This window comes from Escherichia sp. WS547 (assembly GCF_046486065.1).
Classification (GTDB): Bacteria; Pseudomonadota; Gammaproteobacteria; order Enterobacterales; family Enterobacteriaceae; genus Escherichia; species Escherichia coli.
In genome coordinates, this window is record NZ_JBJQMA010000003.1 from 1 (window position 1) to 16680 (window position 16680).

Here is a 16680-nt window from a genome sequence, read left to right on the forward strand (position 1 = left end):
CGACGTTGATAGGCCGGGTGTGTAAGCGCAGCGATGCGTTGAGCTAACCGGTACTAATGAACCGTGAGGCTTAACCTTACAACGCCGAAGATGTTTTGGCGGATGAGAGAAGATTTTCAGCCTGATACAGATTAACTCAGAACGCAGAAGCGGTCTGATGAAACAGAATTTGCCTGGCGGCCTTAGCGCGGTGGTCCCACCTGACCCCATGCCGAACTCAGAAGTGAAACGCCGTAGCGCCGATGGTAGTGTGGGGTCTCCCCATGCGAGAGTAGGGAACTGCCAGGCATCAAATTTAGCGTGCTGATATGGCTCAGTTGGTAGAGCGCACCCTTGGTAAGGGTGAGGTCCCCAGTTCGACTCTGGGTATCAGCACCACTTTTTAGGTTAAAGTTCGGCACATTAGAAAAGAATTTGTCTGGCGGCAGTAGCGCGGTGGTCCCACCTGACCCCATGCCGAACTCAGAAGTGAAACGCCGTAGCGCCGATGGTAGTGTGGGGTCTCCCCATGCGAGAGTAGGGAACTGCCAGACATCAAATAAAACAAAAGGCTCAGTCGGAAGACTGGGCCTTTTGTTTTATCTGTTGTTTGTCGGTGAACACTCTCCCGAGTAGGACAAATCCGCCGGGAGCGGATTTGAACTTTGCGAAGCAACGGCCCGGAGGGTGGCGGGCAGGACGCCCGCCATAAACTGCCAGACATCAAATCAAGCGAAAGGCCATCCGAAAGGATGGCCTTTTTGCTTTTCGAACTAACATTCAATTAATGGATCACCTGCGATAAAAATGCCCTCGTACGCTCTGATTTAGGATGCGCAAAAAACTCATCCGGTGCAGCTTGTTCCACTATCTCCCCACGATCCATAAAAATCACCCTGTCAGCGACGGTTCGTGCAAACCCCATCTCATGTGTTACACACAACATTGTCATACCCGACTGCGCCAGCCCAATCATCGTATCCAGCACTTCTTTCACCATCTCCGGATCGAGCGCCGACGTAGGTTCATCAAATAGCATGATCTTTGGTTTCATACAAAGTGAACGTGCTATGGCAACGCGTTGCTGCTGACCACCCGAAATCTGTCCGGGAAACTTCTGGGCATGTTCGGCAATTCTCACCCGCTCAAGGTAATGCATCGCCAGAGCTTCAGCCTCTTTTTTAGGCATCTTGCGTACCCAAATCGGTGCCAGGGTACAGTTCTGTAGAACGGTCAGATGAGGGAAGAGATTGAAATGCTGAAAGACCATTCCCACTTCCTGCCTGACGCGCTCAATATTGCGGATATCTTCATTAAGTTCGATGCCATCCACCACGATCCGTCCCTGTTGATGTTCTTCCAGATGATTAATACAACGAATGGTTGTCGATTTACCGGAACCAGAAGGGCCACACAGAACGATCCGTTCTCCCGGTTGCACGGTTAAATTTATATTTTTCAAAACATGGAATTGTCCATACCATTTATTGACGTTTTCCAGCGTAATCATCGCGTTAGCAGGTTGCAGTAAAATTTGGCTCATAGTGTCCTCAATGCGGTGTACGCCCGGTGTTAAAACGTTTTTCCAGATGTTGGCTATAACGTGACATGCTGAAACAGAAGATCCAGTAGATCAGCGCGGCGAAAACATACCCTTCCGTCGACATACCCAACCAGGCGGGATCAACGGTTGCCTGCTGAACGCTACTGAAAAGATCGAACAACCCGATGATGATCACCAGGCTGGTATCTTTGAAAAGTGCGATGATGGTATTTACCAGCCCAGGAATCACCAGCTTCAACGCCTGTGGCAGAATAACCAGCCCCTGGGTTTTCCAGTAACCCAACGCCAGCGACTCTGCCGCTTCATATTGCCCTTTAGGCAGCGCCTGTAATCCGCCTCGCACGACTTCCGCAACATATGCTGACTGAAACAGGATCACGCCAACCAGCGCGCGGATCAATTTGTCGATACTGGTGCCTTCTGCCATAAACAACGGCAGCATGACCGAAGACATAAACAGAACGGTAATCAGCGGTACACCGCGCCAGAACTCGATAAAAATGACCGATAAGATACGCACAATCGGCATATGGGAGCGGCGACCTAACGCCAGTAAGATCCCCCACGGCAGCGCCCCCGCAATCCCAACTGATGCAATAATTAAAGTTAGCGTCAGCCCGCCCCATTGCCGGGTTTCAACCCGCTCAAGACCAAGAAACCCGCCATACATCAGCCACCAGACAATCAGTGGGTAAATCACCGCCCATACCGCAATATAGCGACCGCGATGCGGGAGTATTTTCCAGAACATTGGTGCGATCGACACAAGCCCAATCAGTAATGCGAGGTTAATTCGCCAGCGTTGGTCGTGTGGGTAAAGCCCATACATAAACTGACCAAATCGTTCGTGGATGAAGACCCAACAGGCACCGGCTTTTGTGCAGTCGGTACGCGTTGAGCCAACCCAGTTAGCCTGCAAAAATGCCCAGTTCAGCAACGGTGGAATCAGTTCCCACATCAACCATATGCAGCCAATAGTCAGCAGGCTATTGCTCCAGCTGGAGAACAGATTTTTTCGCACCCACACCATCGCGCGGCTTGAGTTATGGCTCGCCGGGCGCGGGGGATGAGACAGCAATACTTTTGTCATCATGACTCCTTAGCGTTCAACGATCGCGATGCGGCGGTTATAGATATTCATCAGCAGCGAGATAGTCAGGCTGATAATCAGATAGACCGACATGGTCATGGCTATCGTCTCGATGGCTTGCCCCGTCTGGTTCAGCACGGTGCCAGCAAACAGCGAAACCATATCCGGATAGCCAATCGCGGCGGCAAGAGAGGAGTTTTTGACGATGTTGAGATACTGGCTGGTTAACGGCGGAATAATCACTCGCAGTGCCTGGGGAATAATGACCTGGCGTAGCGTAACCGGGTTGGGTAATCCCAGTGACCGTGCCGCTTCATGTTGACCATAAGGCACTGCCTGGATCCCAGCGCGGATAATCTCGGCGATAAATGCAGAGGTATAAACCGAAAGCGCCAGCGTTAAGGCTGCCAGTTCAGGAATTAAAACCATCCCGCCGCGGAAGTTAAAGCCTCGTAGGGCTGGGACATCCCAGTGTAGTGCTGCGCCAAAAAGCCATTGCGCCAGTAAAGGCAAACCAATGATCAACACTGCGGCGATCGGCCAGGTGCGGCGCAGCTGTCCGGTCTTTATCTGGTATGTTTTATTAAAGCGGAATAGCCCAACAGAAAGGACTATAGCCATAACAACAGCCAGGATAAACGCAATAAATCCGTCTCCCAGCTGCGGTGACGGAATATAAAGCCCACGATTGCTCAAAAAGGCCAGATCAAACGCGCTCACAGCCTGGCGTGGTCCGGGCAAATTGCGCAACACGGCAAAGTACCAGAAGAAGATTTGCAGCAGCGGCGGAATATTACGGAAGATCTCAATATAAATTGTGGAAAGCTTTCGTAGCAGCCAGTTATCCGAAAGTCGCGCCAGACCGATAAAGAAGCCCAGAACAGAAGCGAATACAATACACAATGCAGAAACCAGTAGCGTATTGAGTAAGCCAACAATGAAAACGCGTCCGTAGGTATCACCCTGCTGGTAATCGATCAAATGCTGGACAATACCGAAGCCAGCGCCGCGATCCAGAAAGGCAAAACCTGAAGTAATGCCACGATTACTGAGATTCGTCACAGTGTTGTGAAATAGCCAACCAACAATGCCAACAACAGCAACAACGGCAAGGATCTGGAATAACCAAGCACGAACCGTAGGGTTGGCAAAGGAGAGTGAGCCTTTAACGGTTGAGCGGCGATGAGACATAGAAACCTCGGAAAGCATAACGCTGAAGAGAGCGCCACCGTAGCGACGCTCGTTACCTCACACCGACTTAACGCACGGGCGGCGCGTACTGAATACCGCCGTTATTCCAGAGATTATTTTGCCCACGTTTAATTTTCAGCGGGCTTTCTGAACCTACGTTACGCTCAAAAATTTCCGAGTAGTTACCCACCTGTTTGATGATGTTATAGGCCCATTTATTATCCAACTTCAGATCCTTGCCGTAATCGCCTTCTTTACCCAGCAGATGTGCCATATCAGGCGTTGCTGGATTAGCCGCTTTTTCATCGACGTTCTGGGAATTGATGCCCATCTCTTCAGCATTCAGCATGGCGAAAAGCGTCCAGCGTACAATCGAGAACCATTCATCATCGCCACGACGAACTACCGGCCCAAGCGGTTCTTTAGAGATAACCTCCGGTAAGACAATCCATTCAGCCGGGTTGCTTAATTTGATCCGCAGGGCATACAGTTGTGATTGATCCGAGGCCAGCGTATCGCAGCGACCAGATTCCAGTGCCTTCGCTGATTCGTCAGAGCGATCGAAAGTCACTGGTGTGTACTTCATATTGTTTGCCTTAAAGTAATCGGCAACATTGAGTTCGGTATCAGTACCCGCCTGAATACAGACGGTAGCGCCATCCAGTTCTTTCGCGCTTTTTAGCCCCGCTTTATCGTGCGTCAGGAAGCCAATGCCGTCGTAATAAGTGACGCCAGTAAATGCCATTCCCATCCCGGCATCGCGAGATGAAGTCCAGGTCGTATTACGGGAGAGCAAATCCACCTCCCCTGACTGTAAAGCCGTGAAGCGTTCTTTTGCAGTGAGCGGGGTATATTTCACTTTCGTGTCGTCACCAAATAGAGCTGCCGCAACACCACGACAAACATCTACATCAATACCTGAAAACTTACCGTCAGCATCGGCATAAGAGAACCCAGGTAATCCATCACTGATCCCGCATTGCACAAAACCTTTTTTCTGAACGGCATCAAGCGTCGCGCCAGCATGCGCCTGATTTGCAACGGCAAGCAGCACGCTGGCGGCAGCCAGTGTGGCTATCATCATCTTTTTCATAATGCTTCCTGTGAGGCGAAAATTATCGTTATAGGACGTTTGGGAAACGTCTTTTACCTGTCTGTGGCCATCCTCTTATAAGCAAAAGTAGTGCCAGTTTTTGCGCACGATTTCGCGTCGCAATAAGCTGAGTGTAGACAGGAAATAATAAAAACAGCGCCCCGCAATGGTGCGAAAATGAAACATGCGCCACATTTTGGCGCAAAATATTTACGCATTTTTTACTAAGCAGAATAATGATTGTTAGCGTGAGTATATTTCTGGTAGGAAGTGTGAAAATTAAATTGATGCGTTATTTCGAAAGCAGCGAAATAACGCGATATAACATGCTAAATCAGCAGGGAATTACCCAGCAGAATATAGCAATATTTTATCTTATGGAGAGATACTGTATCGTTAAACAGAGCGCGGTACTCCGCGCCCTGTGCAGTTATTTCGACAGAGCGATGATCCCCATCGTCAGGCCAGCAACAGCTGCTGCCCCGCCAGCAATAGCCCCAGCCGTTTCCCAGTTATCCTGAGTCGTGCCTTTCATACAGGTATTGGTGTGAACCAGTCGACCCTGATCATCATAAACCGGAACGCAGGGCGAATCGTGAGCACAGCCCGCCAGCAATGCGGTGAGCAATGCCACAGGAATTAATCTTTTCATGGTGTTACCTCAGTAATAAACGCTAACGCTTAATAAGTTAACTCTCTTATTAACGAGCTGAATGCCATTTTATCACCGGAGGTTATAAATCTTGCGGAATGAATAATGACAAATTATGTGAATTGTAAAAATAGTGAAGGGAGCGGGAACTATAGAAAGTTTTTAAAGAGTGAGAAGAAGAATATCTTATTAATTTTTATGGGTTTCACTGAAAATAATAAAGGCACCCGAAAGTGCCTTTATGTTTCTGATTTATCCTTTAAAGCAACGGCGGATCACCACAAAGAACACCGGCACGAAGAAGATTGCCAGCAACGTTGCAGAAACCATCCCGCCCATTACCCCGATACCCACTGCGTTCTGCGCGCCACTGCCGGCACCGTTACTGATAGCTAGCGGTAATACGCCGAGAATAAAGGCGAGAGAGGTCATCAGGATAGGACGCAGACGCATACGTACTGCCATTAGTGTCGCTTCAACAACACCTTTACCCTCTTTCTCCATGAGATCTTTAGCGAACTCAACAATCAAAATAGCGTTTTTAGCCGACAAGCCAATTGTCGTTAGCAAGCCCACCATAAAGTAGACGTCATTTTTTTGATTAAAGAGTGTCGCCGCCAGTAGCACGCCGACAATCCCTAACGGCACGACCAACATAACCGAGACAGGAATTGACCAGCTTTCATAGAGTGCAGCAAGGCACAGGAAAACAACCACAAAGGAAATTGCTACCAGAGCGGGAGCCTGGTTTCCCGATAAGCGTTCCTGATATGACATACCCGTCCAGTCATAACCAATGCCAGCTGGTAATTGTGATGCAAGGTTTTCCATCAACGCCATGGCATCGCCGGAACTGGTTCCTGGCGCGGCTTCCCCCTGAATCTCCATTGACGGCAGACCGTTGTAGCGTTCCAGTCGCGGAGAGCCATACACCCAATGTGAAGTGGTAAAGGCAGAGAATGGCACCATTTCGCCATTGGCGCTACGGACATAAAGTTTATCGACATCTTCTGGCAGCATACGAAATTTGGCATCTGCCTGAACATACACCTTTTTTACGCGACCACGGTCAATGAAGTCGTTAACGTAAGTCCCACCCAACGCCGTTGAAATGGTCTGATTGATGTCAGAAAGTGAAACACCTAATGCCTGCGCCTTTTCCTGGTCAACTTCCAGTTTAAACTGCGCGGTGTCTTCCAGACCATTAGGACGCACGCTGACTAAGCTGGCAGGATGTTGCGCCGCCATGCCAAGCAACTGGTTACGGGCCTGGGTCAGGGCATCATGACCCAGCCCAGCCTGATCAATTAACTCAAAGTCGAAACCCGTTGCCGTGCCCAGTTCAACAATGGCTGGCATATTGAATGGAATGACAAAACCGTCGCGGATCTTGCCCAATTCCATTTTGGCACGATGGATTACCGCTTCCGCACTGTTTTCGTCACCACTACGCTCTTCCCACGGTTTCAGACTGACGAAAGCCATACCGGCGTTTTGTGCCTGGCCGCTGAAGCTAAAGCCGTTAACCGTAAAGACACTTTCTACGTTCGCTTTCTCGTTCTTCAGATAGTAATCCGTCACTTGATCCAACACTTTTTGCGTCCGCTCTTGCGTCGCGCCAGCGGGTAACTGAATCATAGTCAGAAAGACACCCTGATCCTCTTCAGGTAAGAAGGAAGACGGAAGACGTAAAAACAACACCACCATTCCAGCAACAATTAGTGCATAGATCAGTAAATATCGTCCTGTGGAACCGAGGATTTTGCCGACGCTGTTGGTGTAGTGGTTAACGCTATGATCGAAGGTGGTATTAAACCAGCCGAAGAAACCGCCCTTATTTTCGTGATGCTCAGCAGAGACGGGTTTGAGCAGTGTTGCACATAACGCTGGGGTAAGAATCAATGCCACCAGAACAGAAAGCGCCATTGCCGAAACGATGGTGATAGAGAACTGGCGGTAAATTGCCCCAGTAGAACCGCCGAAGAATGCCATTGGAATAAATACCGCTGACAGCACCATCGCGATACCCACCAGTGCGCCCTGGATTTGCGACATTGATTTTTCCGTCGCATCTTTTGGCGGGAGCTTATCCTCCATCATCACGCGCTCGACGTTCTCCACCACCACTATCGCATCATCGACGAGCAGCCCGATGGCAAGCACCATCCCGAACATCGTTAGTGTGTTGATGGAGTAACCAAAAGCGGCGAGGATGGCAAACGTCCCTAACAACACCACGGGTACCGCAATGGTGGGGATCAGCGTTGCTCGCATATTCTGCAAGAACAGATACATCACCAGGAACACCAGCATAATAGCTTCGAACAGCGTTTTTACCACTTCGTGAATAGAAAGCTGGACGAATGGCGTGGTGTCATAAGGGTAGAGAACCTTCATTCCCTGCGGGAAGAATGGCTGTAATTCCGCCAGTTTTGCCTTAATGGCTTTCGCGGTATCGAGAGCATTCGCGCCGGTTGCCAGCTTAATCCCCAGGCCCGCCGCCGGTTTACCGTTGATGCGAGCGATAACGTTATAGTTTTCACCGCCAAGTTCAACCCGTGCGACATCTTTCAGGCGTACCACCGAGCCGTCACTGTTTACGCGCAAGGTCACTTTGCCGAATTCTTCCGGATTTTTTAACCGCGTCTGAGCAATAATCGAGGCGTTCAACTGTTGCCCTGGTAACGCTGGCGTTCCGCCCAACTGTCCGGCAGCGATCTGATCGTTCTGTACCTTCAACTGGTTAATCACATCAACAGGCGTCAGTTTATATTTGTTTAGCAGATCGGCGTCCAACCAGATACGCATCGCATACTGTGCGCCGAAAAGCTGTACGTCACCGACGCCATTCAGACGGCTAAGCGTATCTTTAACGTTAGAGGCCACATAGTCCGAGATATCGTCCTGTGTGGTGTCTGGGTTATCAGAGACAAAGCCCGCCACCATCAAATAGCTGCTACTGGACTTTTCAACACTGATCCCCTGCTGCTGTACTTCCTGCGGCAGCAACGGCGTGGCGAGCTGGAGTTTGTTCTGCACCTGCACTTGCGCGATATCAGGATCGGTCCCGGACTGGAAGGTAAGGGTAATTGTCACGCTACCGGCGGAATCGCTGGTGGAGGACATATACATCAGGTTATCGATACCGTTCATATTCTGTTCGATAACCTGCGTCACCGTATCCTGCACGGTCTGCGCATCAGCGCCCGGATAGTTTGCTGAAACAGAAACCGCAGGCGGTGCAATGGTTGGGTATTGGGCGACGGGCAATTGTAGGATCGCCAGTGCGCCCGCCATCATCAGAATAATGGCCAGCACCCATGCAAATATCGGTCGTCGAATAAAAAAGTTTGCCATGTCAGATTGCCTTACTTCGATGCAGAATCTGCGGGGGTATCGGTAGTGGCTTTAACCTGCTCTCCCGGACGCGCTTTTTGCAGGCCGCTGACAATGACTTGATCGCCAGATTTCAGACCTTCGCTAATCAACCATTTATCGCCAATCGCCTGACTGGCAACGACAGGGCGCGCTTCCACCTGACTTTTATCGTTAACAATCAGCACGGTTGCATCACCACGCGGTGTGCGGCTAACGCCTTGTTGCGGGATAAGAATGGCGTCAGGTTGGACGCCTTCATCAATCCGTGCACGCACAAACATACCCGGCAAAAGCGTATGTTGCGGGTTAGGGAAGACAGCACGTAGGGTTATGGAGCCGGTGCTTTCATCAACGGTCACATCAGAGAATTGCAGCGTACCTTTCAGGGGATAGGTTTGACCGTTTTCCATGACCAACTCTACGTTGCTGGTGGCGTTTTCCTTATGCAAATTTCCTTGCTCTACGGATTGCTTCAGCCTCATAAAATCGTTGCTGGATTGGGTCACATCAACGTAGATAGGATCGAGCTGCTGGACAGTCGCCAGTTCAGTCGTTTGCCCATTAGTGACAAGAGCGCCTTCGGTCACGGTCGATTTGCCGATACGTCCGCTAATTGGCGCAGTCACTTTGGTATAAGCGAGATTGATGCGAGCGCTTTCGACCGTGGCTTTTGCGGCAATCACGGCGGCATCGGCCTGGCGAGCATCAGCAATGGCCTGGTCGTACTCCTGCTGACTGATGTATTTCGTACCCACGAGCGGAACGTAACGTTTTACCGTCAAATGCGCGATGGCGGCGGCGGCTTCACTTTTCGCCAGTTCGCCTTTCGCGCTGTCATAACTTGCCTGATAGGTCGCGGGATCGATCTGGTACAGGGACTGGCCTGCTTGCACATCGCTGCCTTCAGTGAAATTGCGATTCAGTACGATCCCGCTAACCTGTGGGCGAACTTCGGCTATACGGTAAGCATTGGTGCGGCCTGGTAATTCAGTCTTAACTTCTAACGGGGCCGTTTTCACAATATGAACGGTAACCTGCGGTTCACCGACGTGAGCTTTCTCTTCTCCCTTATCGTTACAACCGGCGATTAAAGCCGCGGAGATCAGAATAAAAGAGGGCAGGAGGAAAAACCTGGCATGTTTCGTCATTACTATTCCTCAAAAAACCAAAAGCGCGTTATTTACCCAAAAAGGCAACGCGTTAACTCGCAGAAAGAAAAATACAGTTCGCTATCCTACAAATTATCATTCGTCGATGTAAGGAATAGTTATGAATACTGGCGTCTCAAGGCACATAAACACAAAAAAAGATTAATGTTCTACTGTTTTATTTTGACGCGGGTTGAAAGAGGTAGAATCAAATCCTCGTAAATTGAAATATATATTGATAGAGTGAATGTATTTTAAGTAAATAATAAGTGTTATTTATTTGACGATTTATAGCAACTCAATATTAGCCTCTCGTATAAATACACATTAGGTGATAGATTAACCTTCGCTATTTTCTCATCCTGTGTCGAATATATTTATTTCCTGAATAATTAATCATGGCAAAAAGAACCAAAGCTGAAGCCCTGAAGACCCGGCAAGAACTGATTGAAACTGCCATCGCCCAGTTTGCGCAGCGTGGCGTAAGCAAGACGACGCTCAACGACATTGCCGACGCCGCTAACGTTACGCGTGGCGCTATCTACTGGCACTTCGAGAACAAGACCCAACTGTTTAATGAGATGTGGTTGCAACAGCCTTCATTGCGGGAGTTAATCCAGGAACACTTGACGGCTGGATTAGAGCATGACCCGTTTCAACAATTGCGTGAAAAATTGATTGTCGGCTTGCAATATATTGCCAAAATTCCCCGCCAGCAGGCGTTGCTGAAAATCTTATATCACAAATGTGAATTTAATGATGAGATGCTGGCCGAGGGAGTGATACGCGAAAAGATGGGCTTTAATCCGCAGACTCTCCGCGAAGTATTGCAGGGATGTCAGCAACAAGGTTGTATAGCAAATAATCTCGATTTAGATGTTGTGATGATTATTATTGATGGTGCCTTCAGCGGAATTGTTCAAAACTGGTTAATGAATATGGCGGGTTATGATCTTTATAAACAAGCACCCGCACTGGTCGATAACGTATTAAGAATGTTCATGCCAGATGAAAACATAACGAAATTAATTCATAAAACGAATGAATTAAGTGTCATATAAATTCACATTCTGTCCTGAAAATTCAGTTCGTCACAGTTAACCAGTTTTAGTGGATTAACTGAGTTCATATTGCGGCATTTGTCTGTTTCTGTTGCGAGCAGTTCAATCCACTGCATCAGTAAAGTATCAAACAGAAAAACGAAGACAGCGAAAACGACGAGCCACCAATACTTGCGAATCATTACCTGAGCCTGTGCATGTTTAACCAAGTCTGGCAGGAAATATACACGAAATGAATAATCTGAAAACCAGGCTTACACTTCCTTTACTTTGCAATGAGATCGGGGTCAACTTCGCTTAACCTGCTTCGTTTTGACAGGTTGCCGGTCTTTCTTTTTTTCACTTTCGCCAGTTCTTCCGCAGAGTAATGCGACGCGACATCCAGCCGTCGAAGCCCCATTTTGATGTACTCGCTGTTGATCTCAATACCAATGAATTTTCGCCCACTGGCGACGGCTACGGCACCGGTAGTAAAGCTACCAGCAAACGGGTCGAGAACGATATCGCCTGGGTTGGAAGAGGCGAGAATAATGCGTTTCAGTAAGGCTTCCGGTTTTTGCGTCGGGTGGTTTTCATATTCATCCATCAAATAACGCACGCGCGGAAAATCCCAGACGTTACCCGGTACTTTTTGATGATTGTAAGGCTGTGGAGGGTTTTTGCGATAATCGATCAACGCGCGCTGCGATCCGGTTTTGGCTTCTACCAGAATAGCATCACCGTTGAATGTGTAGTTCTTTGCGTCTTTCACCATCATCAGGATGGGTTCGTACATGGAGCCGTAGTGTTTTTTCGCCTGCACTCCAGAACTGTCATATGACCAGACGATGCGACTTTTGATGGTAAAAAGCTTGCGGCACTGGAGATCGATAAAGGGCATGTTTTCCGTGCTATTCATGATGTACATGCTGCCCTGCTTTTTCAGAACGCGATGGCACTCTGCAATCACTTCAAACAGCCAGTCGATAAACAGATCTTCTTTCCAGGCTTCGATCAGACCATCAAAATTTTTACCGATGTTATACGGTGGGTCGGCAAAGATCAGATCGACACTTTCGGCGGGGATCTTTTTAAGTTCGGTTAATGCATCACCCTGGATGATGGTCTTTGCTTCATTACCAAATCGGGTCGGTTCACATCCTGTTCTCATGGTCACTCCCTTTGTGACACCTATAAAAAAGGCGCTTCCCCATGCCGAGTAGCGCCTTTTTAATCAAGCATTTAGCTAACCTGAATTAGTTCATGCCGTATTTTTTCAATTTTTTACGCAGCGTACCACGGTTGATGCCCATCATCAGCGCAGCACGGGTCTGGTTACCACGGGTGTATTGCATCACCATGTCCAACAGGGGCTGTTCTACTTCAGCCAGTACCAGCTCATAGAGGTCATTCACATCCTGACCGTTCAGTTGAGCAAAATAGTTCTTCAGTGCCTGTTTAACCGAGTCACGCAGGGGTTTTTGGGTTACCTGATCCTGAGAGTTAACGGTAGAAACGGTCAGTACGTCAGAATTTACGCGTTGTTCGAACATAGTTCTGTCAGCTCTTTATTTCTGTTTACGCAAAATTTTCGAAGTATGCCTCCAACGCCTCCAGCTGTTCGCTGGCATCCTCAATGGCGTTGAATGTGCGCCGAAACTGGTCATTTGGAGCGTGTTCCTGGAGATACCAGGAAACGTGTTTACGTGCAATTCGGTACCCTTTTGCCGGACCATAAAAGTCATGCAGTTCCCGAACGTGCGCGCAAAGCAAGCGCTTAACCTCTGCCAAAGGCAGCGGGGGCAGCAACTCCCCAGTGTCCAGATAATGCTGGATTTCCCGAAAGATCCAGGGTCTTCCCTGAGCTGCGCGGCCTATCATCAGGGCATCCGCCCCTGTATAGTCGAGCACAGCTCTGGCTTTAAGCGGGTCAGTAATGTCGCCATTCGCGATAACCGGAATGGAAACTTTCTGCTTAACTGCCCGAATACTGTCGTACTCAGCTTCTCCATTGAACAAACAGGCGCGTGTACGGCCATGAATGGTCAGAGCCTGAATGCCACAGTCTTCAGCCAGTTGGGCAATCTCTTCGCAGTTACGGTGTTCCGGTGCCCAGCCAGTGCGAATTTTCAGGGTAACAGGAACGTCCACTGCATTGACGACCTCGGTAAGGATCGATTTAACGACATCCGGGTACTGCAAGAGGGCTGAACCTGCGAGCTTGCGATTCACTTTTTTAGCCGGGCAACCCATATTGATATCAATAATCTGGGCACCGCTTTCCACGTTAATACGTGCTGCATCTGCCATTTCTTTCGGATCGCTACCAGCAATTTGCACGGTGCGAATACCGGGTTCATCAATGTGCACCATCCGTAAACGAGATTTGTCGCTTTCCCAAACCTGAGGGTTAGAAGACATCATCTCGGATACTGTCAATCCGGCTCCCATCTCGTAGCACAACGTCCGAAAAGGTCTGTCTGTAATGCCAGCCATGGGCGCTGCGATCAGGCGATTTCTGAGCTGATATTGTCCGATGCGCATGAGTTAAGAAATGACCATACTGTGACTGCAAGGCGGCGTATATTACGCATTTTTTGCACGAGATGAAAGGCCAAACTTTGACCAATCCTCTGAGATGGATCAAAGAATTGCATTTAAAATGAGCGTGGCGCGATAATTACTCATAAAAATCATCATATTAGAAAATGTTGACTAAAATTTACACTCAAAGAAATTTGAGTAAGTTCTCAATTTTTCTTTATGAATGAAAATTTTGGCACGCAAATTTGCGTAAATAATCGGCAAATTAACGTGCCTTTTGTGACATCGCTCGCACTTCGCTCTGCGTCACCCTACGGCGATGCGAAGGTTAATTCTTACGACCGGTAATGCGGCACCACTCTTCTTTTTCCACGACCGGGTCCAGAGCGAAGCTGTCGGCATAAGCTTCGCAAACGCTCTCTGCCTGGCTTGCCAGAATACCGGAAAGGCCCAGCAAACCGCCTGAAACTGGCAGGACGCTGATTAACGGTGCCAGTTCACGTAATGGGCCTGCAAGGATGTTAGCGACCACCACGTCGGCTTTCATTTCTTCTGGCTGATCTTTCGGTAAGTAGAGTTCCAGACGGTCAGAGACGCCATTACGTTCCGCGTTGTCGCGGCTGGCCTGAATCGCCTGCGGATCAATATCAATACCAATGGCTTTTGCTGCACCCAGTTTCAGCGCCGCGATAGCCAGAATGCCGGAACCGCAGCCAAAGTCGATGACTGTTTTACCGGTTAAATCGAGGCTGTCGAGCCATTGCAGGCACAGAGAGGTAGTTGGATGGGTACCCGTACCAAACGCCAGCCCTGGGTCTAACATCACGTTGACGGCGTTTTCGTCCGGCACATCACGCCAGCTTGGGCAGATCCACAGTCGTTCACCAAAGCGCATCGGGTGGAAATTATCCATCCATTCGCGCTCCCAGTCTTTATCTTCCAGTTGTTCGATTTTATGCGCGAAGCCCGCGCCGAGCAGCGGATGGTTTTCCAGAATCGCCACCACGTCGTTCATATCGGTTTCAGCGTCGAACAGACCAATCACATCGGTGTCGCCCCACAGGCGCGTTTCGCCCGGCAGCGGCTCAAATACAGGCGTATCGTGGGTATCCTGAAAAGTGATAGAAACGGCACCCGCTTCCATCAGCGCATCGCTAAGATCTTCCGCGTTCGCGCCGGTAGTGTTCAGTTTCAGTTGGATCCAAGGCATGGCAAAACTCTTTATTTATCAGTAGTCAAAACGGTAGCTTGCGGGACGGGTGTACCGAAACGGTTTCCGACCAGGAAAGCCAGCAAACTTAGTAGTAACGAGGGCACGATAGGGTGGAAGCCCAGGTACTGAATATTCAGCGTCGCGAGTACGGCATACAGTACGCCGCCAACGATCATCGCACTTAGCGCGCCTTTGGCGTTGGCGCGTTCCCAGTAAAGACCCAGCACCAGCGGCCACAGGAAAACGGCTTCCAGCCCACCGAAGGCCAGCAAATTCAGCCAGATGATCATTTCTGGCGGCTTCCAGGCGGCAAGCAGCAGCAACGCACCGAGAACTAACGTAATTACCGCCGACATCCGCTTCAGACGCGTCTCGTTTTGCATTTGATCCGGACGGATATTCAAATAGAGATCTTTAATGATCGTAGCGGAACTTTGCAGCAACTGGGCATTGATCGTCGACATGATCGCAGCCATAGGTGCAGCCAGGAAGATCCCGGCAGCAAACGGTGGCAACACTTTTACCATTAACGTCGGGATCACCAGGTCCGGTACGGTGAGATCGGGGATCACCGCCCGACCTAACGCTCCGGCCAGGTGCATACCGAACATCAGGATTGCGACGACAATCGTACCGATGATGATCCCCCGATGTACGGCTTTGCTGTCTTTATAAGAGATACAGCGCACCGCAGTATGCGGCAGGCCAATCACGCCAAAACACACCAGCACCCAGAACGACGTCATAAAGGCAGGCGACAGAATATCGTCAGCGCCTTGTGGCGTAACCAGTTGCGGATCGATGGTTTGCAGCGTCTCTACCGCATTGCTTAAGCCGCCAGCAGCATGGACCACGCCAATAAGCAGCACAATGGTGCCAATCAGCATCACCAGCCCTTGCATGGTGTCGTTCAGCACGCTGGCGCGAAAGCCGCCGAAGGCGGTGTAGAGCGCAATGCTGATGCCAAAAATCAGCAAACCTGTTTCATAAGGAATACCCGCCGCGGTTTCCAGCAGACGCGCACCGCCGATAAACTGCACGGTCATCGCACCAACGAACGCAACCAGCAAACTTAAACTCGCCAGCCACACCAGCAGACGACTCTGGTAGCGGGCAAATAGCATATCGTTCAGCGTCACCGCATTGTAGCGGCGCGCAAGAATCGCGAACTTCTTGCCGAGAATACCGAGCGAAAGCCAGACCGCAGGAAGCTGAATCATCGCCAGCAATACCCAACCCAGGCCGTATTTATAAGCAGCTCCAGGCCCGCCGATAAACGAACTGGCACTGATATAGGTCGCGGTGAGCGTCATCGCCAGCACAATACCGCCCATAGAGCGGCTACCGAGGAAATACTCATTAAGGAAGGTGCCGGTGCTCCGTTTACGCATCGCATAAACAGAGATACCGAACACCACCACCAGATAGGCGACCAGCGGTAGAATCACTTCAAGCTGCATCGTCATCCTCCAGTGGGATATCGCGATAGATAAATTTCACCATCGCCCAGCACAGTCCAATAAACAGCAGCGGCGTCAGGATGCAGGCCATCTCAAACCAGCGCGGAAAGCCGGTAAAACCGGGGGCAACGCCAGGTAAGTAAGCGGCTACTAACCATACCGCCAGATACAAAAGGGTCAGCCCCAGCGCCCAGCGCGCCTCTTTATGGGCCTGAACAAAACGAGTGTCCATTTTTTGTCCCTGATGGGTGAAGAAAGCGGGGATTGTACCTTATGGGGGTTGTCGATCCCCAGTAATAAAAAAGGCCGGAAAATCCGGCCTTTTGAC

15 protein-coding genes, 1 tRNA gene and 3 rRNA genes are annotated in these 16680 nt (G+C 49.7%); 5 read left to right on the forward strand and 14 right to left on the reverse strand.

The window, feature by feature from the left end; all coding sequences use genetic code 11:
* The 4 genes from ACJHWK_RS03675 to rrf (ACJHWK_RS03690) all read left to right on the forward strand — a co-directional run.
* Positions 1–78, forward strand: a 23S ribosomal RNA gene (locus ACJHWK_RS03675); the annotation flags it as partial.
* A 94-nt stretch (positions 79–172) separates the two neighbouring features.
* Positions 173–288 (forward strand): 5S ribosomal RNA (gene rrf / locus ACJHWK_RS03680).
* A 14-nt stretch (positions 289–302) separates the two neighbouring features.
* Positions 303–378 (forward strand) — tRNA-Thr (locus ACJHWK_RS03685).
* A 39-nt stretch (positions 379–417) separates the two neighbouring features.
* Positions 418–533: ribosomal RNA gene (gene rrf / locus ACJHWK_RS03690) — 5S ribosomal RNA — on the forward strand.
* Between the two features lie 230 nt (positions 534–763).
* Here rrf (ACJHWK_RS03690) and ACJHWK_RS03695 read toward each other — a convergent pair.
* The 7 genes from ACJHWK_RS03695 to acrE all read right to left on the reverse strand — a co-directional run bounded on the left by ACJHWK_RS03695 (position 764) and on the right by acrE (position 10095).
* Positions 764–1522 (reverse strand): amino acid ABC transporter ATP-binding protein, encoded by a 759-nt coding sequence (locus tag ACJHWK_RS03695; RefSeq protein ID WP_000078344.1) that lies wholly within the window; start codon positions 1520–1522, stop codon positions 764–766.
* 7 nt (positions 1523–1529) lie between these two features.
* Positions 1530–2633, reverse strand: coding sequence for an amino acid ABC transporter permease (locus ACJHWK_RS03700; protein ID WP_001308990.1), 1104 nt, complete (start codon positions 2631–2633; stop codon positions 1530–1532).
* Between the two features lie 9 nt (positions 2634–2642).
* The gene (locus ACJHWK_RS03705) at positions 2643–3824 is read right to left on the reverse strand and encodes an amino acid ABC transporter permease (RefSeq protein ID WP_000019674.1); all 1182 of its coding nucleotides are present in this window, start codon (positions 3822–3824) and stop codon (positions 2643–2645) included.
* 67 nt (positions 3825–3891) lie between these two features.
* Complete coding sequence (locus ACJHWK_RS03710) at positions 3892–4917, reverse strand: amino acid ABC transporter substrate-binding protein (protein WP_410234795.1); 1026 nt, start codon at positions 4915–4917, stop codon at positions 3892–3894.
* Between the two features lie 430 nt (positions 4918–5347).
* Complete coding sequence (locus tag ACJHWK_RS03715; RefSeq protein ID WP_000825639.1) at positions 5348–5569, reverse strand: membrane protein; 222 nt, start codon at positions 5567–5569, stop codon at positions 5348–5350.
* A gap of 252 nt (positions 5570–5821) precedes the next feature.
* A complete protein-coding gene (acrF, locus tag ACJHWK_RS03720; protein ID WP_001521419.1) occupies positions 5822–8926 on the reverse strand; it encodes a multidrug efflux RND transporter permease subunit AcrF in 3105 nt (1034 codons plus the stop codon).
* A gap of 11 nt (positions 8927–8937) precedes the next feature.
* Positions 8938–10095, reverse strand: a complete 1158-nt coding sequence (acrE, locus tag ACJHWK_RS03725) for a multidrug efflux RND transporter periplasmic adaptor subunit AcrE (RefSeq protein ID WP_000160348.1) — start codon at positions 10093–10095, stop codon at positions 8938–8940.
* A 398-nt stretch (positions 10096–10493) separates the two neighbouring features.
* On the opposite strand from acrE, the gene acrS reads away from it, so the two are divergent.
* Positions 10494–11156, forward strand: a complete 663-nt coding sequence (acrS, locus tag ACJHWK_RS03730; protein WP_001521417.1) for a multidrug efflux transporter transcriptional repressor AcrS — start codon at positions 10494–10496, stop codon at positions 11154–11156.
* Positions 11157–11158: 2 nt separating this feature from the next.
* On the opposite strand, the gene ACJHWK_RS03735 is transcribed toward acrS, so the two are convergent.
* The 7 genes from ACJHWK_RS03735 to ACJHWK_RS03765 form a co-directional block, all read right to left on the reverse strand.
* Positions 11159–11338: a DUF2556 family protein gene (locus tag ACJHWK_RS03735; RefSeq protein ID WP_001295275.1), complete on the reverse strand. Its 180-nt coding sequence runs from the start codon at positions 11336–11338 to the stop codon at positions 11159–11161.
* An 83-nt stretch (positions 11339–11421) separates the two neighbouring features.
* Positions 11422–12306 (reverse strand): adenine-specific DNA-methyltransferase, encoded by an 885-nt coding sequence (gene yhdJ / locus ACJHWK_RS03740; RefSeq protein ID WP_001258942.1) that lies wholly within the window; start codon positions 12304–12306, stop codon positions 11422–11424.
* An 85-nt stretch (positions 12307–12391) separates the two neighbouring features.
* On the reverse strand, positions 12392–12688 hold the full coding sequence (gene fis, locus ACJHWK_RS03745; RefSeq protein WP_000462905.1) for a DNA-binding transcriptional regulator Fis: 297 nt from the start codon (positions 12686–12688) through the stop codon (positions 12392–12394).
* Positions 12689–12713: 25 nt separating this feature from the next.
* A complete protein-coding gene (gene dusB / locus ACJHWK_RS03750; RefSeq protein ID WP_001219652.1) occupies positions 12714–13679 on the reverse strand; it encodes a tRNA dihydrouridine synthase DusB in 966 nt (321 codons plus the stop codon).
* Positions 13680–14007: 328 nt separating this feature from the next.
* Positions 14008–14889, reverse strand: coding sequence for a 50S ribosomal protein L11 methyltransferase (prmA, locus tag ACJHWK_RS03755; protein ID WP_001145827.1), 882 nt, complete (start codon positions 14887–14889; stop codon positions 14008–14010).
* A gap of 11 nt (positions 14890–14900) precedes the next feature.
* Positions 14901–16352, reverse strand: a complete 1452-nt coding sequence (panF, locus tag ACJHWK_RS03760; protein WP_001521415.1) for a sodium/pantothenate symporter — start codon at positions 16350–16352, stop codon at positions 14901–14903.
* Positions 16342–16584 carry a YhdT family protein gene (locus tag ACJHWK_RS03765; protein ID WP_000381170.1) on the reverse strand — a complete coding sequence of 81 codons (243 nt, stop codon included), beginning with the start codon at positions 16582–16584 and terminating at the stop codon, positions 16342–16344. Before ACJHWK_RS03765 ends, panF begins: the two co-directional genes overlap by 11 nt.
* Between the last annotated feature and the right edge of the window lie 96 nt (positions 16585–16680).

Excerpts from the sequence above, each read along its gene's own strand:
- ACJHWK_RS03695 (WP_000078344.1), bottom strand. The coding sequence starts at position 1,522 with ATGAGCCAAATTTTACTGCAACCTGCTAACGCGATGATTACGCTGGAA.
- ACJHWK_RS03700 (WP_001308990.1), bottom strand. The coding sequence starts at position 2,633 with ATGACAAAAGTATTGCTGTCTCATCCCCCGCGCCCGGCGAGCCATAAC.
- ACJHWK_RS03705 (WP_000019674.1), bottom strand. The coding sequence starts at position 3,824 with ATGTCTCATCGCCGCTCAACCGTTAAAGGCTCACTCTCCTTTGCCAAC.
- ACJHWK_RS03710 (WP_410234795.1), bottom strand. The coding sequence starts at position 4,917 with ATGAAAAAGATGATGATAGCCACACTGGCTGCCGCCAGCGTGCTGCTT.
- ACJHWK_RS03715 (WP_000825639.1), bottom strand. The coding sequence starts at position 5,569 with ATGAAAAGATTAATTCCTGTGGCATTGCTCACCGCATTGCTGGCGGGC.
- acrF (WP_001521419.1), bottom strand. The coding sequence starts at position 8,926 with ATGGCAAACTTTTTTATTCGACGACCGATATTTGCATGGGTGCTGGCC.
- acrE (WP_000160348.1), bottom strand. The coding sequence starts at position 10,095 with ATGACGAAACATGCCAGGTTTTTCCTCCTGCCCTCTTTTATTCTGATC.
- acrS (WP_001521417.1), top strand. The coding sequence starts at position 10,494 with ATGGCAAAAAGAACCAAAGCTGAAGCCCTGAAGACCCGGCAAGAACTG.
- ACJHWK_RS03735 (WP_001295275.1), bottom strand. The coding sequence starts at position 11,338 with ATGATTCGCAAGTATTGGTGGCTCGTCGTTTTCGCTGTCTTCGTTTTT.
- yhdJ (WP_001258942.1), bottom strand. The coding sequence starts at position 12,306 with ATGAGAACAGGATGTGAACCGACCCGATTTGGTAATGAAGCAAAGACC.
- fis (WP_000462905.1), bottom strand. The coding sequence starts at position 12,688 with ATGTTCGAACAACGCGTAAATTCTGACGTACTGACCGTTTCTACCGTT.
- dusB (WP_001219652.1), bottom strand. The coding sequence starts at position 13,679 with ATGCGCATCGGACAATATCAGCTCAGAAATCGCCTGATCGCAGCGCCC.
- prmA (WP_001145827.1), bottom strand. The coding sequence starts at position 14,889 with ATGCCTTGGATCCAACTGAAACTGAACACTACCGGCGCGAACGCGGAA.
- panF (WP_001521415.1), bottom strand. The coding sequence starts at position 16,352 with ATGCAGCTTGAAGTGATTCTACCGCTGGTCGCCTATCTGGTGGTGGTG.
- ACJHWK_RS03765 (WP_000381170.1), bottom strand. The coding sequence starts at position 16,584 with ATGGACACTCGTTTTGTTCAGGCCCATAAAGAGGCGCGCTGGGCGCTG.